Genomic DNA, 21,574 nt, shown 5'->3' with positions numbered 1-21,574 from the left:
AATTTTCAGATTTTCGAGCAGAGTAGACTGCCCTTCGTAGTCTTCATATCTCCTGAGATCGAGAACTATGCCGGGTTAGCCTGTCTCTTGCAGGCGCTCATGAAGCGGAGAGTGCATCCGTTTCAGGTGGCTTTCGCTGAGCTTGCCTTCGCTGGTAAGCCCAATCAGGTCGTCATGATTCAGTGTCTCAGTGAAGATGATTGTCCCTACCATTCGTCCGGGTTGCCGTGACCGTAAAGATTGGCGTTCTCGTGCGCGCGGGCTTCGTGCTCGAATTCCAGGGTCGAATGTCCGATGCTGAAATCTTCCTTCAGGCGATCCTTGATCGCGGCCTTGATCTCTTCGATCTGGTTCCAGCCGTCCGCGGTCAATACGACGTGGCAGTCCAGCGCGGCATTGTGCTCCTGCATTTGCCACAGATGCACGTGATGAAGGTCCGAGACGCCATCGACGCTCCGGACTGCTGCGCAGACGGCCTGGTTGTCGATGTCCGGTGGGCTGCCGAGCATCAGCGTTCGGATCGGGCCGCCGATCTCCGTGAAAGCCAGATAGAGGATATAGAGCGCAATGCCGATGGTGATGGCCGGATCGACCCACCGCATGTCGTAGAGAATGATCAGCGAGCCGCCCACAATCACCGCAACGGAAGCAAGTGCGTCAGAGAGGTTGTGCAGGAAGAGCGCGCGGATGTTTACGCTGCCTTTCTGCATCGAGTAGGTCAGCAGCGCTGTCAGGGTGTCGACAACCAGTGCGACCCCGCCCAAGATTACGACCGTCCAACCCTGCACTTCGGGCGGGTCGATCATGCGCATGACGCCCTCGTAGATCAGGTAGAACCCGATCAAAATCAGCGTCGTGTAGTTGATCAGAGCGGCCACGATTTCAACCCGGCCATAACCGAATGTCATGCGCTCGTCGGCCGGTCGCCGCGCGATCTTGCGCGCGGCGAAGGCGATGACCAGCGACGCCATGTCCGAGAAATTGTGCAGCGCGTCCGCGATGAGCGCGAGGCTGCCTGAAAGTATGCCGCCAACGATCTGCGCGACGGTCAGAAGCCCGTTCGCCCAGATCGCAATTGATACTCGTCGATCGCCGGAGTCGGGGTCGATATGGGCGTGGCCGTGATCATGCGGCACGGTTCGTCCCCTCGTGGCGATGGTTCGGCTGGGCGAAACCGGGAAGTCGAGGCAGGTGTCCTCGCCGGATTGCACGCACCCGCCTGTTCATCCAGTGGCGGATGAGGTGGCGATAGAGCCAGTCGCGCAGAATTCCGAAGTTTTGACGATGCTTTAAGTAGAAGTCGTCCGGCGTATCGAAGGTTCCGAAGTCGTTGGCGATGCCGGTCTTCTGAATGTAGGTATCGCGGCCGGTCCACTCGACCGGCGGGGCGCTCAGGCAGCCGGTGCCCGCTCCGTATCCGCAAAGGCTCTCGGTCTCGCTGAACTCGCGTTGTAACGATGCGAGGAAAGGCGCGTCCAGTATGAAGCCTTCCAGGTTGACCCATCCGCTCTCGGTTTCGACTTCGACCCAGGAATGAAGGATCTCATTCGGGGCGACAGGATAGACGACCTCCGGCACGACCCCGCGCTGGAGCGCCTTGTGGATGGTGAAACCATGCAGCCTGCAGCGGACCCCGAGCGCGCGGAGCAACGCCATGAGAAGGGTGCCCTTCGTGTTGCACTGGCCGTATCCGTCGACAAGCACTTCGGGCGCAGGAATGTCGTCAGAGCGATTGTAACCGAAAGCGATCTCGTTTCGGACGAAGTCATAAGCGGCACCGATCCGGTCATGCTCGCCATGAGCTCGCCAACCACGGTCCGCTACAAGGTCCGCAATAGGGGCGGCTTCAAAATCCAGCAGCCGTGTGGCTTTAAGCAAGGGGTCAATGGCGGGCAAGATGCATCTCCTCGAATCTTTCGAGGGTCTACATAGAGGCTCCAGCGACTGTAGCTTCAAGCCTGTTCTTCAAGAACTGCGGGGGGCGGCGAGAATGACCGTCGCCCCAGCCAGACAGATGACCGCTCCAATTAGATCCCATCTGTCTGGTCTTTCACCCTCCGCCCACCACATCCACCCAATCGACGCCACGATGTAAATGCCGCCATATGCGGCAAAGACTCTGCCGGCAGCGGTCGCCTCAACCTGCGAAAGCAACCAGCCGAACACGGCAAGCGAGAAAAGTCCGGGCACCAGCCAGAGTGGCGATGCGCCAAGACGCCACCACGCCCAAAATGCGAAGCAACCAGCGATCTCGGCCAACGCTGCGAGCGGAAAGGCAATTGCGGCACTCATGCGCCGATGTCGTCGTGCTCGGTCAGGCATTCCGAATGGTCCCGCAGGACCTCGAGCACTCGGCAATCCGCGGTTCGCCCACCGCTGCACTCGTGGACCATGCGCTTTAGCTCGGTGCGAAGCGCTTTCAGGCGCGCCATGCGTTGCTCGACCTGGCGGAGTTGCCGGCGGGCGATCGCATCTGCCTCGTCGCAGGACTTTTCCGGATGGTCGCTGAGATCGAGGAGCTCCCGGATCGCATCGAGCGAGAAGCCGAGTTGCCGAGAATGACGGATGAATGATAGCCGATCGAGTTCGGCATCCTCGTATCGGCGTTGCCCACCCTCCGTCCGGCCCGGTTCAGGCATGAGCCCGATCTGCTCGTAGTACCGGATGGTTTGCACCTTGGTGCCGGTCTTCTTCGCCAGACTGCCAATCGTCAGCATATGTTTCCCTCAGAGAACCTACAGACCTTGTAGGTTTGGTGGGTTGATAGCGCAAGTCCAAGACTCACAGACGCGTGACCTCCCGCCGCAGCCGGACAATCAGGCTTGAATCTACAGTAGCTAGAGGATGTAAACGCCGAAACAATCAAGAATCAATGACAGGCAGTCCGGATTGTCCCTCGCATCGGTAAGAAAAGTTCTCTGGGTATTGGTGGGCATTGCAGCTCTCGCGCTCGGGTGGCTTCTGCTCTGGTCCGACTATCGCGCCGACAGCGCGCGATCAGAGGCAGATCCGGCTTTCGTCGCGGAGTTCGAACTGACCGATCATCAGGGCATGGTACGCACCGAAGACGATTTCGCGGGGCGCTGGATGCTGATCTTCTTCGGCTTCACCAACTGTCCCGACGTCTGCCCCACCACCCTGTCGGAGGTCGCGGCCGTCATGGCGGGACTGGGCGCTGACGCTGCCAAGGTGCAACCGATATTCATCACGATCGATCCCGAACGCGACACGCCCACGGCGCTTGCGGACTACGTTCCCCTGTTCGATGCCGGCATCATCGGACTGACCGGCACACCGGAGCAGATTGCCCAGACTTCGGAAACTTTTCCGATCTTCTTCGAACGCATCGAAGAAGCCTCTGCGCCCGACGGTTACACGATGGGGCACACGTCGCATCTGTTCCTTTTCGATCCAGACACAGGCTTCGCCGAGTCCTGGCCCTACGGCACGCCCGCCGAAGAGATCCTCGCTGATCTGAGAGAGAGGATCTGACCGACATGACCCGAATATCCGGAGAAACGGCACTGGGACTGGCATGGGTGATTGCTCTCACGGCATCGCTAGCCGTGCTCTTCATCGGCGAGGTGCTGGGGCAGACGCCCTGCCTGCTCTGCTGGTTCCAGCGGGCCTTCATGTTCCCGCTGGCCATCATTCTCGGGCTCGGCCTTTGGTGGCGCGACCCGCTCGCGGGCCGTTACGGGATCGCGCTTGCGCTCGGTGGCGGCGCTGTCGCGCTCTGGCACATGGGTCTTTACGTTGGCCTGATCCCCGAGCGCATCCAGCCCTGCACGGCCGCTGGTCCCTCCTGCACTGACGACAACCAGTTGGTCTTCGGCATTCCTATCCCGTTGATGGCGCTTGCCGCTTTCGCCCTGATCGGCGCGCTGTCGGCACTCTCTCTGAAGGAAACACGAACATGAACAGACGCGGCCTGATCCTCTCCGTTCTCGCCCTCGGCGTCGCCGGTTTCGGCGGCGCAACGTGGTACGCAACACGCCCCAGTCCCGTGGCGGAGGCCGAGCCTGTGGCTCCGGAACTGGCGGAGGCTTTGATCCGGTCCTATTCGCCTGTTCTCGGTCCCGAAGGCGCGCCCGTCACCATCGTCGAGTTCTTCGACCCGGCCTGTGAGGCCTGCCGCGCCTTCTATCCTGTGGTCGAAGCCATAATGGCCGAGCATGGCGATGCCGTGCGCGTGGTGATCCGCTATACGCCGTTCCACGGCGCGGCGTCCGAGGAAGCGATCCGCGTGCTCGAGGCCGCGCGCATGCAGGGCGTCTTTGAGCCGGTTCTCGAAGTGGTATTGCGGGAACAGCCAAGATGGGCGTCGCACGGAGCACCCGAGCCGGGACTGATCCTGGAGATCGCCGCAACGGCGGGCCTCGATACGGAAGCCGCCCGCACGCAGATGCTTGCGCCGGACGTGGTGGCGATCCTGAACCAGGACCGCGCCGATGTCGAGACTGTGGGCGTCCGCCAGACGCCTACGTTCTTCGTGAACGGCAAGCCGCTCGACCCGTTCGGCGAAGCCGAACTGCGAAGTCTGGTGGCGGCTGAAGTTGCAGCGGCGCGAAGCTGAACCAACAGATGGGAAGAGCAGGATGAGGACCTTCATTATTACCGGCGCGATGACAGCGCTTTTGTCGTCGGCGGGGGCTTTGACGCCGGCGCTGGCAGGATCTGAGGACGTGGTCGTCGAAGGCGCTTGGTCCCGCGCGTCCATCGGCATGAACCGCCCCGGCGCCGCCTACATGACGATCCGCAATACCGGCGATACACCGGTGACGCTGATCGGCCTTACAACACCGCTCGCGATGATGCCCGAAATACACGAGTCCAAGACCAATGCCGATGGCGTGAGTTCCATGGCTCCGGCCGACGAGATCACCATCGCGCCGGGCGAAAGCGTGTCGCTCGAGCCGGGCGGTCTGCACGCGATGCTGATGCAGTTGCAGACACCGATGACGGAAGGAGAATCCTATCCGCTGACGCTGCTCTTTGACGACGGGGGCGAAGTGACGGTCGAGGTGCCGATCCTTGGCATCGCCGCGCGTGGTCCGAACGACTGATGCGGCGAAGGACGATCCTTGGGTACGGCGCAGCGGGTGCCGGGGCGCTACTCTTCGCGCTCTTTGTCGGTTGGTGGCAAGTGGACGGGCCTGGTTCGCCCGAACCGGAGGGCCAGCGGCCACTGGCTCTGTCCGCCATGGACTTCAGCCTGACGGATCACGAGGGAAACGAAGTCGGGCCGGAAACGCTGATTGGGCGCCCTGCGATGGTGTTCTTCGGCTTTACCTACTGTCCGGACGTCTGCCCGACCACGCTCTCGGACATTTCGGGATGGCTCGACGACTTGGGCGACGAGGCAGATGAGATGTCCGTGGTTTTTATCTCGGTGGATCCCGAGCGCGACACCGTCGATGCGATGTCGGAGTATGTCAGCTATTTCCATCCGGCGATCCGCGGCTGGACCGGCAAAGATGAGGAAATCGCGAAAGCCGTGCGCGGATTCCGCGCGAGCTACGAGCGGGTGCCGACCGAGGGTGGCGGTTATACGATGAACCACACCGCCAGCGTTTTCCTTTTCGACGCTGCAGGGCGGTTCGTCACCATGATCGACTATCACGAGCCAAGGGAATTCGCGGTGCCGAAGATTCGCCGCGCACTCGAAGAAGAAACTGAGGGGGCAACATGAGGATCAGAGCAATCGCGGCAGGTTTCGGAACTGTTGCCGCTCTATCGGGTGGTGGTCTTGCTATTTCGGGGATTTGGTCGAAGGATCCCGTCCCTCCAGGTCTCGCCGCAGCAAGCATGTGGACACCGGACGGTCTCCAGCCTCCCCCGTTTGTGGTCTCCGAACCGCCGCGAATTGCGCAGGCAGAAGCCGAGCCCACGACGTTTCCTAGCCCCATGCCTCTTTTGCAGATATCGGTCGCTGATACTTCCTTGCCCACGATCGAACCTCCCCTTTCCACTTGGTCGCGCGAAATAGAAGGCGGTGAAACGCTCGACACAGTTCTCGCGGAGGCCGGTCTCTCGGCGACCGACCGTGCGGAAGTCGCCCTCGCCCTTGGCGCGGAGTATGATTTGAGGCGGCTGCGGCCAGGACATTCCGTCACCGTCGTATCGACGATGGACAACAGCCCGCGCAGGGTCGCGCTCGCCATAGATGACGGTGTGCGCATCGAGGTGATCTTCGGCGATGAACTTGCCACGCAGATCGTCACCCCGAAGTCTGAGACGGTGACGCTTGCCGGGGAAGCAGTGATCGAAAGCTCGCTTTTCGCTGCGCTCGATGAGGCCGATATCCCGGCACGGTTCGCGGTGGACCTGGCGCAGATGCTCGGCGGAACGGTGGATTTTCGCCGTGAGATGACAGGCGGCGAAACGCTTCGGCTTCTCTGGCGCGAGGCGCGTGTCGGAGACGACAGGATCGGCCAGCCTGACCTTGCCTTCGCCGCGCTGGATGTCGGCGGCGCGCTCTACGAGGTTGTTTGGCCGGACAGCGGCAGCGGACAGGCGACGATCTTCGTCGACGGCGAAGTGCTCCGCGTCTTCGCGCAGCCCGTCGAAGGCGCACGCCTGAGCTCTGTTTTCGGCCGCCGCACGCATCCAGTCTATGGGAACGTGCGAATGCACACCGGCGTCGATTTCGCTGCGGCGCGTGGGACGCCGGTTCAGGCCACGGCACCCGGGCGCGTCAGCTTCATCGGTTGGCGGAACGGGTACGGCCGCGTGGTCGAAATCTCGCACGGCTCCGACACCATGACGCGCTACGCGCATCTGAGCGCCGTGCCGGATGGCCTTGTGCAAGGCCAGCGCGTGGCTGCCGGAGACCTGATCGGCCGTGTGGGCGCCACCGGCACCGCGACCGGTCCGAACCTGCACTACGAGGTCCTGGTGGACGGTCGGCCGACCGATCCTCTCTCCGAAGAGCGGCTCGCCAAAGCTGCCGAGCGCGAAGCGGATGACTCTGCCGCGCGGTCGATGCTCGCCGAAGCCCGCGCGCTTCTCGCTGAAAGTCTCGACCGCGAGATTGCCCTGACTGCAACTGAAAGGCTCTGACCCATGAAACGTCTGACACAAGCCCTGACCTTCGCCATCGCACTCTTTCCGGCGGCGCAGGCCCTCGCGGAGGCAACTGCCATCGATGTCCGGAAGACCAATGGATGCGGCTGCTGCCTGTCCTGGATGAACCATCTCCAGGAGAACGGTTTCGCACCGACGGGTCAGGACATGTTCGGCGGCCTTCTCGTGCGCTTCAAGCTCGACAAAGGGGTGCCGCAGCGAATGGTCTCCTGCCACACGGCGCTCGTCGACGGCTACGTGATCGAGGGCCACGTTCCGGCCGCTGACATCCGCCGGCTTCTAGACGAGCGGCCCGACGCGGTCGGTCTCGCGGTTCCGGGCATGCCCTACGGTTCGCCCGGCATGGGGCCCGAGGAAGACCGCGAAGCCTACGACGTCTTTCTGATTCTGAACGACGGCTCAACCGAAGTCTATTCGAGCTACCCGGAAGGGTAAGACACCTGACGAATGGATCAGTTGTCCCCGATCATGCTCGGCTTTCTCGGAAGCCTGGCCGCCGGCACATTGACAGCCGTCGGGGCAGTCCCCGTGCTGTTCGGGCGGATCCCCTCACGCGCCACACGCGACCTGTCGCTCGGCTTTGCGGCCGGCGTGATGCTTGCAGCTTCGTTCTTCTCGCTGATCATCCCCGCGCTGGACGCGGCCGAACCGCGGTTCGACAACGGGGCAGCGCCCGCGGCCATCGTCTGCATCGCAATCCTTCTGGGCATGGCTGCCGTTGCCCTGATGAACGAGAAGCTGCCGCACGAACACTTCAGAACCGGCCGCGAAGGTCCGGACGCCGCATCGCTCCGGCGGGTCTGGCTCTTCATCATCGCAATCACGATCCACAACTTTCCCGAGGGTCTCGCGGTCGGGGTCGGGTTCGGTTCCGGTGGCATGGAAGGTGGCCTTCCACTCGCCATCGGTATCGGCTTGCAGAATGCGCCCGAGGGTCTGGCGGTGGCGGTGTCGCTCATGGGTGAAGGATACGCGAAACTGCGCGCCTGGGGCATTGCGGCCCTCACCGGCATGGTCGAACCGATCGGCGGGTTGCTCGGGGCGGGTATCATCACGCTGTCGGAGCCGCTGCTGCCCTGGGGGCTGGCTTTCGCCGCCGGCGCGATGCTCTATGTCATCAGCCACGAAATCATCCCCGAGACCCACCGCAGCGGACATCAGAACAAGGCGACGCTCGGACTCTCGGTTGGCCTTACCCTGATGCTGTTTCTCGATGTCTGGCTGGGGTGAGAAAATGTTGTCAGCCGAAAGACCGCCGGTGATCGGCATGTTGGCTGCCGTCGCGGCTTTCGCGATCGATCAGGTCACAAAGGCCATCGTCGTCACGAATGCGAGCGTCCTGAGCGCTGGTGTTCCCGTGTTCACCGGATTCAATCTCACGTTCTATCGGAACGATGGCGTGACCTTCGGGCTTTTGGGCGGCGCGCCGTGGTGGAGCCTCGTGGTGCTCGCTCTTGCCGTGTGCGCTTGGCTCGTGACCATGATGCTGCGCACCCGGGACGGCATCGAGGCGGTTGCCTACGGGGCGATCATCGGCGGCGCCTTAGGCAACGTCCTGGACCGCCTCAGGTTCCGGGCCGTAACCGATTTCCTCGATTTCTACGCTGGCGCCGCGCACTGGCCAGCCTTCAACATGGCTGACGTCTTCGTGGTCGGCGGCGTCGGATTGCTTCTTATCGCGCCGATGATCACACGACGGCCCAGGTGCGGTCCATGACGCTGTTTTGGACGCCGTCCCGGGAACGGGTGATTTCCCTGCCATCGCGCATGATGGCGGCCATTGCAGCCGGTGGCGTTGCCGTTCTGACCCTACCTCCGTTCTCGATCCTCCCGCTTGTCCCCGTTGCCTACGCCACCCTCCTTGTCCTCCTCCGGCATCTCCCGGTCGCCAAGGCAGCACTTGTCGGCTGGGCGTTCGGTCTCGGGCAGTTCGGTTTCGGGCTCTCGTGGATCGCGGAGAGTTTTTACGTGGATGCCGAGCGGTTCGGTGCAATGGCGATACCCGCCGTCGCGGGACTGTCCGCCGGACTGGCCATGTTTCCGGCCGTAGCGGCAGCGCTCTTCGCCGGCGTCGCACGACGCCGTGCGATCGGAGGCGTAACGGCCTGTCTCGTGTTCGCGACCTGCTGGACGGCGGCAGAGTGGCTACGAGGGCATGTGCTCACGGGCTTCCCCTGGAACCTCGCCGGCTATGCCCTCGTCGACTACGCGGCCTTGCGGCAACCGGCCGCGTGGGTCGGAAGCTTTGGGTTGAGCTTTCTCGTAATTCTCGTCGGCACTCTTCCGGCGCAGGCCCTTTTGGCGGAGGTGCGCCCGCGCTGGAGCATCAGCCTGCTCGGCGTTGGGATCGTTGTGGCGACCTGGTCCGCCGGCGTGGCGCGGCTCCAGCTCGAGCCGTCAAGCCCGCCGGGGCTCGATTTGAGGATCGTTCAGGGCAACGTTCCCCAGCAGGAAAAGTGGGCGCCCGAAAACCGGGAGGCGACGCTCACGCGCTATCTGGACCTCTCGACTCTTCCCGGCCCCGTCGACATCCTGCTCTGGCCCGAAACCGCCTTCCCGGGCTTTCTCGATGAGGACGTCGAGGCGCGTTCGCGCATCGCCGCTGCCCTGCCGGATGGAAGCCTGCTCCTGACAGGCGTACCCGATCGCGTCTCGACAGAAGAAGGCACGCGCTACTTTAATACCGTCCAAACCTTTGACCAGACCGGCGTGATCCTGACCGGGTACGCGAAGCACCGTCTCGTTCCCTTCGGCGAGTATGTACCGTTCAAAGGCTGGCTGCCGATCGAACGCATGACGGAGGGTCTGGGGGACTTCACTGCCGGACCGGGGCCGCGCACGCTGGCATTTCCGGGGGTGCCGCTGGTTGCCGTCGCCATCTGCTACGAGATCATCTTTCCGGGCCATGTCGTTGACGGCCTGTTCCGGCCGGACTGGATCTTCAACGCAACCAACGATGCCTGGTTCGGAACCAGCATCGGGCCGGAGCAGCACCTCGCCTCTGCACGCATGCGCGCCGTCGAGGAAGGGCTTCCCGTCGTGCGGGCCGCGAATACCGGAATCTCCGCGATCATCGACGCAAACGGTGACTTGGTCGCGCGGCTCGGCACCGGAGAAACCGGTGTCATTGATGCGGCTCTTCCCTTCACTTATCCGCCAACGCTTTATGCACGCTTCGGCGACCGGACGCTGCTGGCTCTCATCTTCGTAACCTGGGCCGTAGGACTGGCTGCGGGTCTTGGCGGCACACACCGGCACAACAAGAAAACAAGAACGGAGGCGAAGTCATGCTGGTAATCGCGGGCATTGTCGCGGGTGCGATCTGGGGTGGATATCTGGCGCGACGCCGAAAAGGAAACCGGCTGGATATCCTCCAGTATGCGGCGAGTTCGGCCATCGCCTTCGGTCTTCTCACCTATTTCGTCTCGGTGGTCCTCTTGCGCATCTTTTCATGAAATGGGTTTGGAAACGGCACCGACTTGCGACGTCTTTTCAAAATATTGCTGTACGGGTTTCTGGCGATCTGCATCACGGCGTCGGTTGGTTCCGGGTTGATCTATTTTCTTCTGAGCGCATCCATTCCCGACTACAACGAGGACTTCACGATCGCAGGCTTAGGTGGACCGGTCGATATTCTGCGAGATTCCTCGGCAATCCCGCACATTACCGCGAGTTCCGCCGCGGATGTCTATTTCGCGATCGGATTCGTTCATGCCCAAGACAGGCTCGGTCAGCTGTTAAGGGCAAGGCGAATGGCCGACGCTTCTTGGCCATCCGATGAGACATTGTCCGTTGCGCCAGCGGTCTCAGATGCGCTCGCGTCCTATGCCGCTGGCGTCAATGCGTGGCTCGAGCTTGTGTCGGAAGGAGGGCGTGGCAGAGGCTCGCCGGAGCTGCTGATCGCAGACGAACGGTCGATCGACGCCTGGACACCCGGCGATAGCCTGAGGATTGCCCGGTCTTTCCTGAGTGGCCTGCGACCGGGGAGCGCACGGAAAGGAATGCCGAGCATATCAAGTGCAATTATACCGGCCGATCGCCCACGAGTGCTCGAACTGTTTGCCACTGATCCGCAGCAGCGCCTCAATGCATGGGCGATGGACGGTGAGCGAACCGCTACCGGGACGCCAATTCTCGCCGCCGATATCAGCGGTTCCCTTTCGCTGCCCTCGGAATGGTATCTCGCCGATCTTCAATTTTCGACAGGGCCGGTCATAGGGGCCACAATGCCGGGCGTGCCTTTCGTTATTGTCGGTCGCAACGTGCGCGTCGCCTGGGCCTTCCGGTCACTTCCCGTGCCAGACGAGGAGGCGCCAGGGGGGGCATCACCCATGCAGACGGCAGGTTTCCTGACGATGCTCGAGCTGTTCGCGCGTTCAGCCGACGCGACCGATGTCATTGGAGTTGCCGAAGAGATGTTGCCGAAGCGCATGGAGGCATTGGCCATTGACCGAGAGACCGTTGCCAGATGGCCAAAAGAGGAAGCCGTACGAGCGTTGTCATTTCGCGACATTCGACTGGCGGAGCTTGAAGCGCGGCAATCGATCTTCTCGACAGAAGGTGCCATCGGTGTTCAAAGGGACACCGTAAGTACCGTGGCGCGAACCCTCCTGCCCCTGATGGCGAAGGAGCTTTGGTTCGTTCAGTCCAGAGACAACATCGAAGGCACCGATGCGGACGACCTTCGTCGTGAACTACTGGACAGGCTTGCGTCGTGGAATGGCGATATGGATCGCTATTCACCGGAACCTCTGCTGTTCTGGACCTGGGTCCGGGCTTTGCAGCAGCGCATTTTGAAAGACGAATTTCCGGCAGCGCAGCAACTCTGGTCCCGTCCGAACCCGGACTTTCTTTATGCCGTACTCAGCGATCGTCGCGGCAGCGCGATCTGGTGCGACATCCGGCCATCATCACCTCGCGAGACTTGCGAGGAGCAGGTTCGCGTGGCCCTGGATGATGCCCTTGGCTGGCTGGTTGATCGATACGGGCGCGATCCCTCGACCTGGAGCTGGGGCGAAGAGCATAATTTGGACATGCAGTGGTTGCCGATCAGTTCGCGTGGGTTACTGACCGACCTGCTGTCCCTTCAAGCGCCGATTTCAGGCGATCCCTTTACGCAATTCTCGACGTCATTTGGTTTCGAAGAAGACGGTCCATTTCTTGTGAATGCCGGAAGCAATTTTCAGGCGGTCATGTCGATATCGGAAGAAGCGGGATCATACTACATCGCGCCCGCCGGACAGTCGGGACATCCGCTATCTCGGTTCTACGACAATCTCTTTCTTTCGTGGATACAAGGCGAATACCTGGCCATGTCGACCGATCTGTCATTGGCCCGTGGCGGCGCTTCCGGGTTCTCGCGACTCACACCGGCTACCTCGGTCAGTCCTCGGATGAGCGAGGGCCAGAGCGAATGATCACGAACCTCTTCCTTCTTTACGACCCTTTCGGCGATGCGCTGTCACCGGTGTCGCTCATTGTTGTCGGCCTTACAGCATGGCTGTTTCTGCGTGGGCTCAAAATACACGCTCGCTGTCTCGGAAGGGTTTCTGGCTGGCGTCGAACCGTCTTCTTTGTCGGCCTCGCGGCCGTCCTCGTCGCGACGAATGGGCCGCTCCCGCCATTGGGGCACAGTCTGTTTTCGGTACACCAGGCCGAGCATCTTCTTCTGCGACTGGCAGGACCCCTTCTCATCGCGGTTTCTCAGCCCTGGCTTGTCCTTCAAGCCGGATTGAAAAGGGAATGGCGCCGACGCCTTGCCCTGATTGGACGCGCGCGCATCCCGCGATTCTTGGCGCTTCCTGCATCTGCCACCTCCCTGTTGATTGGCGCGCTTTTCGTCTGGCAAATCCCGGTGATCTACGCCCTTGCACAACGTATTGCGGCGGTTGAGGCGCTGGCACATCTGTCAATGGCGCTAGCGGGGCTTTGGTACTTTGCTATGCTGTTCGATCCGCGTGATCCGCCTGAAGGAGCGCGGCGCGGTGCTCGACTGATGTCAGGGTTCGTGGTGATCGTTTCCAACATCTTTCTGGGCTCCCTGACAACGCTCAAAGAGGTGCCTCTCTATGGATCAGAAATCATCGCAGCCAACGGTGGTCGACTTCGCGCCCTGGCTGACGAAACAATCGGCGGCTACGTAATCTGGGTCCCGTCGTCGATGGTTCTCATCGTGGCAATCATCCTGGTGCTGAACGGCTGGAACGCGGCGGAGGAACGGCGTTGGACTTCCCGCTACGAACACATGCGCAAATCGAATGCGGCGGCGCTCGAGTTTCCGGAAACCGCGGAGGAACTGCGTCTGAAAGTGGAGAAGCCGAACCGGGACATGGGCCGTACCCTCGCCCTCGGCGCATTCGCCATGTTCATGATTGTCATGATTACCGTCGTGACCATCATCTATGCGCTCTGAACATTGGATCGGGCGCCGAAATTGGACACTGGCATTCGATGAAGCGATGGACTGGCTGAAGGGAAATAGCGCGCATTTCGCTAAGTTAGTGCGACTATCTCTTCTTTGAAGGCCTTGGGGCCAGGGTCTTCCATCGGAGGCACTTCCGACGTGTTGCATTCGGGCGATGGCAAGTTGCTCCAATGTTGCAATTTGAAGGCGCAGCCCCGGACACGTCGCGACGCAGGTAGTGCTTTACGCTTGAATGGGGGCTAACCGCCGCTTTAGGCGTTCCGCAACGCACGCTCAAATGCGTTCAAGGTGTTTTCGCTCACATGGTGCTCGATTCCTTCCGCATCGCGTTCCGCGGTCTCCTCATCGATCCCAAGGCTTAGAAGGAACGCGACTACAATCCGGTGCCGGCGCCGACACTTCTCGGCCAATGCCTGCCCTTCATCGGTTAGGAACACCGCTCGATAGCGTTCTCGGCGAACGAGGCCCGCACTCCTTAGCCGTGAAATGTTCTTCGTGACCGTCGGTGGCTTCACACCGAGACGCTCGGCAATATCGACCGGCCGGGCCTCTCCGCGGGTCTCGATCAGCTCCGCGATCAATTCCACGTAGTCCTCTGCCATCTCGCTTTCATGCGCTTGCCGCACGATCGCAAAGCCTTCCGCCTGCGCCTCCGGCGCGCGTTCCACAGGTTCAAAGATCTCGCGTACTTGTGATTGCGGCTTGGTCATTTCGCAAGTCTGCCCTGAGACACAAGGATTGACAACTTGTTTGCTTCGGGTAGATAAATTAGCCATGGCTAACTTTTGTAGTGGAGGTCATGGTGATCCGGAGGCTGCTTGGGTTCGTGATTTTCTCTTTGACCGGCGCGATGGTCTCGTTCGGGCCGGCCATCGCGACACCTGCGAAAGAAGCCCCATGGCTTCCGGACGCGGCAGCCTATCGACTGACGTTGTTTCTCGGAAATCTGGATCCGCTACCTTGGGACGACGTCGAAGCCGCCTGGTCAGAACCTTACCGCAACTCGGAGTTTTCCGCGGACGCGCTGACCTGGTTGGGTGAGAAAAGCGACATCGAAGACGGGCCTCTACTGGATGCAATGGCGCGACGGGATCGGCAGTCCCTCTTCGCCGCCGCGACGAGGTTGATCGCTCTCAGGATCGAGGAAGAGCTGGGCCGCGCACTGGACGTCGACGACCCGGCAAGTGCGCAGCAAGCCGTGAGAACCGCGCGCGAGCTCTACCGCGCCTTCGCTGACGGCGTTGCAGCCGCCGATCCTGAGGCATCACGCCGGATCGGCCGTGCCTGGCTGGAACTTAACAGTAGCACAGGGTCCGCCGGTGTTCTCGGAGCAGGCACCACACCACCAGACCGCGAAACGATGGTCACGGCACGAGCGGTGATCTCTGACTATCTCGTGGAGAACTATCTTGTGGACGACTTCGCTCCGAGGCAGCAGCTCAGCCCGCTGCCTGAGACGGCTTTGCTCAGCGGACGCGACATCGAGGTGCCACCGAGCCTCCCGCCGGGGTCCGACATCTTCGACCAGGATCCCCTGCCCCTGCTCGTCCTCAATTTCGAGGCGCAGGGCATCGATGAAACCGACCTGCCGCTTGTCGCTTACGGCGACATGCTGTTCGACAGCGCGCAGATCTTCGGCAGCCCGGCGCGCGACCTCGGGATCGCCTGTTCGACCTGTCACAATCGCTCGGACGTGAACCAGCGTCTGTTCATTCCTGGCACCAGCCATCAGCCCGGCGCAATCGACGTGGACGGCGCGTTCTTCAACCCGATCTTCAACGACCTGCGCGACGATCCCCTGGACATCCCGAGCTTGCGCGGCCTGCGTTTCACCGGGCCGTACGGACGCGACGGTCGGTTTGCATCGCTTCGCGACTTCACCCGGAACGTGATCGTCAACGAATTCGGCGGCGCCGAACCCACGCCCTTCATGCTCGACGCGCTCCTGGCCTATATGCTGGAGTTCGACTTCCTGCCGAATTCGATGCTGGCTGCGGATGGCTGGCTGACAGACGCGGCACCGGAGGCCGCGCGGCGCGGCGAAGAGATTTTCAATCGGCCATTGGCGGGACTCGGCGACCGCTCCTGCGCCAGCTGTCACGTGCCGGACGGTAACTTCCTCGACCGTCAGTCGCATGACATCGGGTCCGCCAGTCCGGCCTACGAGGGTGCGCGGGCGAGCGCATTCGACACGCCGACCTTGCTTGGGACGGCCTACACCGCGCCATACTTCCATGACGGATCGCTGCCGACCCTCGCTGCTGTCGTGGACTGGTTCGACGAGACGAAATCGCTCGATCTCACTGATGCCGAGCGCTCGGACCTTACCGCATACCTCGAAGCGGTGGGCTCGGCTGATGAGCCTTATGAGATTTTCGATGCAGAGAACACGTCCTTCCGCCTCGCCTTCTCTGAATTGACGACCTTCGCTTCGACACTCGATACGCTGCTGCCCCGGCGGGACGCAGAGCACATCCTGCTCCTGACCGATACGGTCGCGGCGGACCTCTCGGCCGATGCCGGCACGATGTCCAACCTTGCCGGTCGGCCCGAGATTTATGCACTTGCCGAACGATTGGCCCAGGTCGGTGCCGCCGTGCGCGCCGGAGACTGGGAGACGGCAGAGGCACACTGGGCCGCGTTCAGGGATGCGGCCGCCGCAATCGAAGAAAGGGCGTTCTGATGTCGATCCGTCTGAGCCGTAGAAAGACGCTGATCCTGTCCGCCGCGGGCGCCGTGTCCTTGGGAACACGGCTTGCAGCACAGCAAGAAGGCTTGCGCCTCGCCTTCATTCCCCAGGAAAACCCCGAAAAACTGCTCGGCGACATCGCGGCCATCACCGAGTGGCTGGCGGATCAGATCGGCGTACCGGTCGAGGGTTTCGTCACCATCGACCATGCCGCGGCCGTCGAAGCGCTGCGGAACGGTGACGCCGACATCTCCTTCATGGGCGCGCTCCCCTTCATGCTGGCCGAGGCCGAGATCGGCGCGGTGCCGCTGCTGTCCGACGTCTATCGCGGCGCGCCGAGTTACACCGGCCGGATCTTTGTGCGCAGAGACAGCGGGATCGAAACGCTTGCGGATCTCCGGGGCAAGGACATCGCCTTCGCGGACCCGATCTCGGAATCGGGCTTTCTCTATCCTCTGGCCGAGTTCGTCGAGGCCGGATTGGTTGCCGGGCCCGGCGAGGCGGACGCCTTTTTCGGTCGCATCTTCTTCGCGGGCGGATATCAGCAGGCGATGCAGGCGATGGCCGAGGGCCTTGTCGATGCCGCCGGGGCGAGCCAGTACGCCGACCTCCTTCTCACCCCGCAGCAGCAGGCCGAAATCATCTGGATCGCCGAGAGCGAACCAATTCCCAGCCACGTGGTGATCGCGCGACCGGGACTGGACGCAGATCTCCGGTCGCGGTTCGTCGATGCGATGATGCGCCTCAACGAAGCCAGCAACCGCGACCTGCTGCGCTACCTCTACGGACCCGACGGCTATGTCCGAGCGGACCCCGCTGCCTATGACGGGGTGCGCGACATGGCCCGCCGCTACGGGCTCCTCGAGTGAGCGCCGCGGCGCAAATAGGTGATCTGAGCTTTGTCCATCCGGGCGCCGGGCTACCGGCATTGGACCATGTGTCGCTCATGGTGCCTGCAGGCGAAAGCACCGCGCTGCTCGGACCCTCGGGCGCAGGGAAAACGACGCTACTGGCCTTGCTCGACGGGCGGCTTCGTGGCTGGCGCGGTCGGGTCTCGGTCCTGGGCGCGCCGCTCGACCCCGATCATCCACCGCCGCGCGCTGGCCGGCCTGAAATCGGCTTTATCTTTCAGGAATTCGCGCTGGTCGAACGCTCGTCAGTGCTGCGAAACGTTCTGAACGGGCGCCTTGGCCGCATGTCGCCCTTGCGCGCGGCCCTCGGATCTCCCTTGCCACGCGACCTGGATGTGGCGCGCGCCGCACTCGCTGATTGCGGCATCGCCGATCTGGCCGAGCGTAGGGTCGACAGCCTCAGCGGTGGGCAGCGGCAGCGTGTGGCCATCGCCCGATGCCTCGCCCAGGAGCCGCGCCTTATCCTTGCCGACGAGCCCGTCAGCAATCTCGATCCCGCCCGCGCCGCGGAAATCCTGACGCTACTGACCGGTGCTGCGCGCGCGCGTGGCGCGACCGTGCTGTTCTCCTCGCACCAGCCCGACCTCGCGCGGCGTTTCGCCGATCGTATCGTGGGCATGCGCGATGGGCGGATCGCCTTCGACGTGGCGGTCGGTGACCTGAGCGATGTCGCGACCGCGGACCTCTATCGCGAGACGGGGGCCCTGCCGGACATCGGACTGCGGGCGGTGACCTGATGCGGTCGCGCGGGTTTGGCGGTTTCGCGGCCGGGGCTTTGGTCGCGGGTGCGATTCTCTGGTCATTTGCCACGACCGATGTCGAGTTGTCGCGCCTCCAGTCCGCCGGACCCCGGATCGCGGATTTCCTCGGCCGGATGGTTCCGCCCGATCCGACCGTGATGAACGAGATTTTGAAGGGCAGCGCGGAAACGCTACGCATAGCGATCCTGGGGTCTCTGGGCGCGGTCTTGCTGTCGGTCCCCCTCGGGATATTTGCGTCCGAGACGATGGCGTCGCCGGCGCTCTACCGACCCGTCAGGACGCTCCTCGCTTTCATCCGTGCCATCCCGCTGATCCTGGTGGCGATGCTCATGGTGGGTGCGGTGGGCCTGGGTCCCCTCCCCGGCATCATCGCGGTCGCCTTCCATGCCACCGGCATGCTCGCGAAGTTCTACGCCGAAGCGATCGACGGCGTCTCCCGCGCGCCGATTGCCGCGCTGGAAAGCGCCGGTGCCGGGCCGCTGGCGCGGCTCCGCTACGCGATCTGGCCGCAGATGGCGCCGGTCGTCGCCCGCGACACCATCTTCCGGTTCGAACTGAACCTGCGCGAGTCGCTGATCCTGGGTATCGTCGGCGCGGGCGGTATCGGGTTCTACATCCAGACCTATGTGCGCTCGTTCCAGTACGACAAGGCAGCAAGCGTCACACTGGCCGTGATCGCGATGGTGATCGCGATCGAGGCCATCAACGTGGCTCTTCGCCGCCGGTTTGCCTGAAGCGATCGACCGACACGCAGACGCCTCTCGGCCCATCAGGCGTAGATGTCTATCGGTGTCCCGTCCCGAACCATGGCGTAGATTTCCTCGATCTCGGGATCCGAGACCGAGATGCATCCCGCCGTCCAGTCGCGGACACTCGTGGGGTCGATCCCCCGCCGAGGTCCGCCGTGAATGAAGATGTCCTTGCCGGGGGAACGCCCTTGGGACTCAGCGAAAGCGATGTCGGCCTCGTTCGGGTAGGAGATACCGACGGACAGATGGAAGAGGCTGTCGGGGTTCCGCCGGTCGATCACGTAGGAGCCCTCCGGTGTGCGGCCGTCGCCCTCGAACTGTTTGTGACCGACAGGCGCAAAGCCCAGCCCGATCGGATAGGTCCGCAAGACGCGATCGGCGCCGTCGAGAACCAGCAGGCGCTGCGCCTTGTAGAGGCGCAGCCGGGTGACCTCGGGTCCGCTGTAGGTTCGGAACTTGCTGGCGCAACCGGATAGAAAAGCGACAAGCCCACCGAACAAGACGACGCGGCGCGGAATATGGATCTTCATCACTGCTCTATGCCTCGTGAGCGAGGTCTCGTATGGGGCAAAAGCTACCCTGCGGCTCGTCGCGGTTCAATGCCCGTGTGCAAGCGCGCCGCTTGCCATCTGCGCACCAATATGTTCACCGCCGGATGGCGGCGCATCTGCCTTGTGGCCGTTGAGCAGGCGCAACGCATTGGCGACAACGAGAAGCGAGACGCCGACATCCGCCGCGATCGCGCCCCACATCGACGCCATCCCGAATGCCGTCGCGACGACGAAGACGGCTTTTGTCGCCAGAGAAACGCCGATGTTCTGGCGGATGATCGACATGGCGCGGCGTGAATGTCCCATGAGCCAAGGCACCTTGCCGATGTCGTCCGTCATAAGGGCGATGTCCGCTGTCTCGATGGCCGCGTCGGACCCGACGGCGCCCATGGCGATGGCGTAGTGCGCGCGCGCCATGGCCGGGGCATCATTCACCCCGTCGCCAATCATCGCGACCATGTCGTGGCTTTCGACCAGTTCCTCGATGGCCGTCACCTTGTCCTCGGGCAAGAGTTCGGCACGCACCTCGTCGATGCCGACCTCCGCCGCAACGGCGCGCGCGGTACGTTCATTGTCGCCGGTCAGCATGACGATGGTCTTCACGCCCTGCGCATGTAGTCGCGCGACGACACCCTTGGCGTCCGGGCGGATCCGGTCGCGCAGTTCCAGAATCCCGGTCACGCCGGTCTCGTCACCGACGGCCACAAGCGTGCTGCCGGCCCCCTCGATCCGGTCACGGAGGTCCACCGGAATGGCGCTACCGAACCCTTTCTCCTCGGCGAACCGGTCGGAGCCAAGCCAGACCTCTCGGCCCCCTGCCCTTCCTTCCAGCCCCCGTCCCGGCACGGTGCGTGTATCCTCGGCCGCTGAGACCGCGATGCCGTCTGCCTCGGCCCGCGCAAGTATGGCACGCGCCAGCGGATGCGATGACCGCGCTTCGAGTGCGCCCGCCAGCGTCATAAGATCGCGCGCCGAGGCCACGCCCAGCGGATGCACGGCGGCCACCTCAGGCTCACCCATGGTGATTGTACCGGTCTTGTCCATCGCCAGTGCCGTCGTCCGGCCCGGGGCTTCGACATAGGCTCCGCCCTTGATGAGAACCCCCGCCCGCGCCGAGGCCGTAAGCGCAGCCACGATGGAGACCGGGGTTGAGATGACCAGAGCACAGGGACAGGCGATCACGAGAAGAACCAGCGCGTTGTAGACCCAGTAGTCCCAGGCTCCACCGAGGACGAGCGGCGGCACCAGCGCAATGGCGATCGCCAGCGCCATGACGATGGGCGTATAGATGCGCGCGAACTTCGCGACCCACTGCTCAACGGGCGCCCGGCGGGCGTGAGCGTCCCCTACCATGCGGATGATCTTGGCGAGCACCGTGTCTGAGGCCGCCCTGGTCGCGCGCACCGTCAGCGTCCCTTCGCCGTTGATCGTTCCCGCGTAGACTTCGTCGCCTGGCTCCTTTGGCACCAGCGCGCTTTCGCCGGTGATTGGCGCCTGATCGACGGCCCCTGCCCCATCTACAACTTCACCATCCAGCGGGATGCGGTCGCCGCCGCGCACCACGAACCGTGCATTGATGGCAACAGCGGAAGCCGGCACGTCTGCTTCAGAACCGTCATCATAGAGAACCCTTGCCGTCGGCGGCGCCAGGTCAAGCAACGCTGAAACCGCGTTCCGCGCGCGCCCGACGCTCCAGCTTTCGAGGTAGAGCGACAGCGAGAAGAAGAAGGCCACCGTCGCCGCCTCGAAGAACTCGCCGAGGCCGATGGCCCCCGCCACCGCGACCACCATGAGAAGATTCATGTCGGGCGACAGACGCCGCGCGGAGGACCAAGCCTTCGGGGCCACGAGCCAGACACCGAACAGGATCGCGACGGCGAAGAGCACCGCCTCCGCCAGCGGCATCGGCGCTTCGCCGTGACCCGCAAACAGCCCGAGGGCACCGCCCATGCCTGTCTCGACGATGTGCCAGAGAAAGCCGGCCGCCCAGAAGCCGCCGCTCAGCGCCGTGAACAGCCGCTGCCGGGCGAGATGGGCCGCCTGATCTTCCGATGCGGTTCCTGCATCCCAGGGCTTCGCACTCATGCCGGTGGTCGCAACCAGTTGCGCCACCTCGTCGTCAGTTAAACGGTCCGCGCTGTCCAGAATGGTCATCCGCCCGTTGATGACGTCGAAAGCCAGATGCTCTGCACCGCCGACCTTCGTTCCGACGACTTTATTCAGGATCGCCACTTCTTCGGCGCAGTCGAGACCGGAAACCTGAAAGCTTCGCCCGACCGATGGCGCAGGCGCCGCTGGAGCGATGTCGGCGCAGTTTCCACCGCCTCCGCAGCGGCTATCGTTGCGACCTTCATCGTGATCGTGATCGTGATCGTGGGCATGGGCGGAAGAAGACATTGGCGC

At 63.0% G+C, this 21,574-nt stretch carries 24 protein-coding genes; 17 read left to right on the top strand and 7 right to left on the bottom strand.

The annotated features are described in order from the left end of the window. Positions 1–206: 206 nt before the first annotated feature. The 4 genes from BMX96_RS18250 to BMX96_RS18235 form a co-directional block, all read right to left on the bottom strand. Positions 207–1,136, bottom strand: a complete 930-nt coding sequence (locus BMX96_RS18250) for a cation diffusion facilitator family transporter (protein ID WP_091846791.1) — start codon at positions 1,134–1,136, stop codon at positions 207–209. Continuing rightward, positions 1,126–1,896, bottom strand: coding sequence for a transglutaminase-like domain-containing protein (locus BMX96_RS18245; RefSeq protein ID WP_091846790.1), 771 nt, complete (start codon positions 1,894–1,896; stop codon positions 1,126–1,128). Before BMX96_RS18245 ends, BMX96_RS18250 begins: the two co-directional genes overlap by 11 nt. Before the next feature lie 69 nt (positions 1,897–1,965). After that, the gene (locus BMX96_RS18240) at positions 1,966–2,292 is read right to left on the bottom strand and encodes a YnfA family protein (RefSeq protein ID WP_091846789.1); all 327 of its coding nucleotides are present in this window, start codon (positions 2,290–2,292) and stop codon (positions 1,966–1,968) included. Then, positions 2,289–2,717 (bottom strand): MerR family transcriptional regulator, encoded by a 429-nt coding sequence (locus BMX96_RS18235; RefSeq protein WP_091846788.1) that lies wholly within the window; start codon positions 2,715–2,717, stop codon positions 2,289–2,291. Before BMX96_RS18235 ends, BMX96_RS18240 begins: the two co-directional genes overlap by 4 nt. A 208-nt stretch (positions 2,718–2,925) precedes the next feature. On the opposite strand from BMX96_RS18235, the gene BMX96_RS18230 reads away from it, so the two are divergent. From BMX96_RS18230 to BMX96_RS18170, 13 genes are all read left to right on the top strand, one after another. After that, on the top strand, positions 2,926–3,492 hold the full coding sequence (locus tag BMX96_RS18230) for an SCO family protein (RefSeq protein ID WP_091846787.1): 567 nt from the start codon (positions 2,926–2,928) through the stop codon (positions 3,490–3,492). 5 nt (positions 3,493–3,497) lie between these two features. Continuing rightward, a complete protein-coding gene (locus BMX96_RS18225) occupies positions 3,498–3,920 on the top strand; it encodes a disulfide bond formation protein B (RefSeq protein WP_088672127.1) in 423 nt (140 codons plus the stop codon). Next, positions 3,917–4,576, top strand: coding sequence for a DsbA family protein (locus BMX96_RS18220; RefSeq protein ID WP_091846786.1), 660 nt, complete (start codon positions 3,917–3,919; stop codon positions 4,574–4,576). Before BMX96_RS18225 ends, BMX96_RS18220 begins: the two co-directional genes overlap by 4 nt. 22 nt (positions 4,577–4,598) lie before the next feature. After that, positions 4,599–5,066, top strand: a complete 468-nt coding sequence (locus BMX96_RS18215; RefSeq protein WP_091846785.1) for a copper chaperone PCu(A)C — start codon at positions 4,599–4,601, stop codon at positions 5,064–5,066. Continuing rightward, positions 5,066–5,692, top strand: coding sequence for an SCO family protein (locus BMX96_RS18210; RefSeq protein ID WP_091846784.1), 627 nt, complete (start codon positions 5,066–5,068; stop codon positions 5,690–5,692). Before BMX96_RS18215 ends, BMX96_RS18210 begins: the two co-directional genes overlap by 1 nt. A gap of 215 nt (positions 5,693–5,907) precedes the next feature. Then, positions 5,908–7,062: a peptidoglycan DD-metalloendopeptidase family protein gene (locus BMX96_RS18205; RefSeq protein ID WP_407944686.1), complete on the top strand. Its 1,155-nt coding sequence runs from the start codon at positions 5,908–5,910 to the stop codon at positions 7,060–7,062. Positions 7,063–7,065: 3 nt separating this feature from the next. Further along, entirely contained in the window at positions 7,066–7,521 is a 456-nt protein-coding gene (locus BMX96_RS18200; RefSeq protein ID WP_091846782.1) for a DUF411 domain-containing protein, read from the top strand. A gap of 12 nt (positions 7,522–7,533) precedes the next feature. Further along, complete coding sequence (locus BMX96_RS18195) at positions 7,534–8,316, top strand: ZIP family metal transporter (RefSeq protein ID WP_091846781.1); 783 nt, start codon at positions 7,534–7,536, stop codon at positions 8,314–8,316. A 4-nt stretch (positions 8,317–8,320) separates the two neighbouring features. Further along, on the top strand, positions 8,321–8,803 hold the full coding sequence (lspA, locus tag BMX96_RS18190) for a signal peptidase II (protein WP_456238460.1): 483 nt from the start codon (positions 8,321–8,323) through the stop codon (positions 8,801–8,803). Continuing rightward, positions 8,800–10,383: an apolipoprotein N-acyltransferase gene (gene lnt, locus BMX96_RS18185; RefSeq protein WP_236737136.1), complete on the top strand. Its 1,584-nt coding sequence runs from the start codon at positions 8,800–8,802 to the stop codon at positions 10,381–10,383. Before lspA ends, lnt begins: the two co-directional genes overlap by 4 nt. Further along, entirely contained in the window at positions 10,374–10,541 is a 168-nt protein-coding gene (locus BMX96_RS19725) for a hypothetical protein (RefSeq protein WP_091846779.1), read from the top strand. The genes lnt and BMX96_RS19725 overlap by 10 nt, the downstream gene beginning before the upstream one ends. Before the next feature lie 24 nt (positions 10,542–10,565). Continuing rightward, the gene (locus tag BMX96_RS18175; protein WP_091846778.1) at positions 10,566–12,503 is read left to right on the top strand and encodes a penicillin acylase family protein; all 1,938 of its coding nucleotides are present in this window, start codon (positions 10,566–10,568) and stop codon (positions 12,501–12,503) included. Beyond that, positions 12,500–13,498: a cytochrome c oxidase assembly protein gene (locus tag BMX96_RS18170; RefSeq protein ID WP_091846777.1), complete on the top strand. Its 999-nt coding sequence runs from the start codon at positions 12,500–12,502 to the stop codon at positions 13,496–13,498. The genes BMX96_RS18175 and BMX96_RS18170 overlap by 4 nt, the downstream gene beginning before the upstream one ends. A gap of 263 nt (positions 13,499–13,761) precedes the next feature. Here the strand turns inward: BMX96_RS18170 and mntR are convergent, their stop codons facing one another. After that, positions 13,762–14,220, bottom strand: coding sequence for a manganese-binding transcriptional regulator MntR (gene mntR / locus BMX96_RS18165; RefSeq protein WP_091846776.1), 459 nt, complete (start codon positions 14,218–14,220; stop codon positions 13,762–13,764). Positions 14,221–14,309: 89 nt separating this feature from the next. Here mntR and BMX96_RS18160 point away from each other — a divergent pair, with 89 nt between their 5' ends. From BMX96_RS18160 to phnE, 4 genes are read left to right on the top strand one after another with little or no spacing between them, the layout of a single operon-like run. Beyond that, positions 14,310–16,193, top strand: a complete 1,884-nt coding sequence (locus BMX96_RS18160) for a cytochrome c peroxidase (protein ID WP_236737139.1) — start codon at positions 14,310–14,312, stop codon at positions 16,191–16,193. Beyond that, entirely contained in the window at positions 16,193–17,068 is an 876-nt protein-coding gene (locus BMX96_RS18155) for a phosphate/phosphite/phosphonate ABC transporter substrate-binding protein (protein ID WP_091846775.1), read from the top strand. Before BMX96_RS18160 ends, BMX96_RS18155 begins: the two co-directional genes overlap by 1 nt. Next, positions 17,065–17,847, top strand: a complete 783-nt coding sequence (locus tag BMX96_RS18150; RefSeq protein WP_091846774.1) for a phosphonate ABC transporter ATP-binding protein — start codon at positions 17,065–17,067, stop codon at positions 17,845–17,847. Before BMX96_RS18155 ends, BMX96_RS18150 begins: the two co-directional genes overlap by 4 nt. After that, positions 17,847–18,605 (top strand): phosphonate ABC transporter, permease protein PhnE, encoded by a 759-nt coding sequence (gene phnE, locus BMX96_RS18145; RefSeq protein WP_091846773.1) that lies wholly within the window; start codon positions 17,847–17,849, stop codon positions 18,603–18,605. Before BMX96_RS18150 ends, phnE begins: the two co-directional genes overlap by 1 nt. Positions 18,606–18,640: 35 nt before the next feature. Here the strand turns inward: phnE and BMX96_RS18140 are convergent, their stop codons facing one another. After that, on the bottom strand, positions 18,641–19,150 hold the full coding sequence (locus tag BMX96_RS18140) for a L,D-transpeptidase family protein (protein WP_091846772.1): 510 nt from the start codon (positions 19,148–19,150) through the stop codon (positions 18,641–18,643). A gap of 66 nt (positions 19,151–19,216) precedes the next feature. Next, the gene (locus BMX96_RS18135) at positions 19,217–21,568 is read right to left on the bottom strand and encodes a heavy metal translocating P-type ATPase (protein WP_236737135.1); all 2,352 of its coding nucleotides are present in this window, start codon (positions 21,566–21,568) and stop codon (positions 19,217–19,219) included. Positions 21,569–21,574: the final 6 nt, after the last annotated feature.

Source organism: Palleronia pelagia, assembly GCF_900110115.1.
In the GTDB taxonomy this organism is placed as follows: Bacteria; Pseudomonadota; Alphaproteobacteria; order Rhodobacterales; family Rhodobacteraceae; genus Palleronia; species Palleronia pelagia.
This window is presented reverse-complemented; position numbering and strand designations above follow the sequence as displayed.

Bases quoted from the DNA above. Each gene is read 5' to 3' on its own strand.
- BMX96_RS18195 (WP_091846781.1), top strand. From the start codon at position 7,534: ATGGATCAGTTGTCCCCGATCATGCTCGGCTTTCTCGGAAGCCTGGCC.
- BMX96_RS18220 (WP_091846786.1), top strand. From the start codon at position 3,917: ATGAACAGACGCGGCCTGATCCTCTCCGTTCTCGCCCTCGGCGTCGCC.
- BMX96_RS18210 (WP_091846784.1), top strand. From the start codon at position 5,066: ATGCGGCGAAGGACGATCCTTGGGTACGGCGCAGCGGGTGCCGGGGCG.
- BMX96_RS18155 (WP_091846775.1), top strand. From the start codon at position 16,193: ATGTCGATCCGTCTGAGCCGTAGAAAGACGCTGATCCTGTCCGCCGCG.
- BMX96_RS18240 (WP_091846789.1), bottom strand. From the start codon at position 2,292: ATGAGTGCCGCAATTGCCTTTCCGCTCGCAGCGTTGGCCGAGATCGCT.
- BMX96_RS18200 (WP_091846782.1), top strand. From the start codon at position 7,066: ATGAAACGTCTGACACAAGCCCTGACCTTCGCCATCGCACTCTTTCCG.
- BMX96_RS18160 (WP_236737139.1), top strand. From the start codon at position 14,310: ATGGTGATCCGGAGGCTGCTTGGGTTCGTGATTTTCTCTTTGACCGGC.
- BMX96_RS18225 (WP_088672127.1), top strand. From the start codon at position 3,498: ATGACCCGAATATCCGGAGAAACGGCACTGGGACTGGCATGGGTGATT.
- lspA (WP_456238460.1), top strand. From the start codon at position 8,321: ATGTTGTCAGCCGAAAGACCGCCGGTGATCGGCATGTTGGCTGCCGTC.
- BMX96_RS18170 (WP_091846777.1), top strand. From the start codon at position 12,500: ATGATCACGAACCTCTTCCTTCTTTACGACCCTTTCGGCGATGCGCTG.
- BMX96_RS18215 (WP_091846785.1), top strand. From the start codon at position 4,599: ATGAGGACCTTCATTATTACCGGCGCGATGACAGCGCTTTTGTCGTCG.
- BMX96_RS18135 (WP_236737135.1), bottom strand. From the start codon at position 21,568: ATGTCTTCTTCCGCCCATGCCCACGATCACGATCACGATCACGATGAA.
- BMX96_RS18140 (WP_091846772.1), bottom strand. From the start codon at position 19,150: ATGAAGATCCATATTCCGCGCCGCGTCGTCTTGTTCGGTGGGCTTGTC.
- BMX96_RS18235 (WP_091846788.1), bottom strand. From the start codon at position 2,717: ATGCTGACGATTGGCAGTCTGGCGAAGAAGACCGGCACCAAGGTGCAA.
- BMX96_RS18205 (WP_407944686.1), top strand. From the start codon at position 5,908: ATGCCTCTTTTGCAGATATCGGTCGCTGATACTTCCTTGCCCACGATC.
- BMX96_RS19725 (WP_091846779.1), top strand. From the start codon at position 10,374: ATGCTGGTAATCGCGGGCATTGTCGCGGGTGCGATCTGGGGTGGATAT.
- mntR (WP_091846776.1), bottom strand. From the start codon at position 14,220: ATGACCAAGCCGCAATCACAAGTACGCGAGATCTTTGAACCTGTGGAA.
- lnt (WP_236737136.1), top strand. From the start codon at position 8,800: ATGACGCTGTTTTGGACGCCGTCCCGGGAACGGGTGATTTCCCTGCCA.
- phnE (WP_091846773.1), top strand. From the start codon at position 17,847: ATGCGGTCGCGCGGGTTTGGCGGTTTCGCGGCCGGGGCTTTGGTCGCG.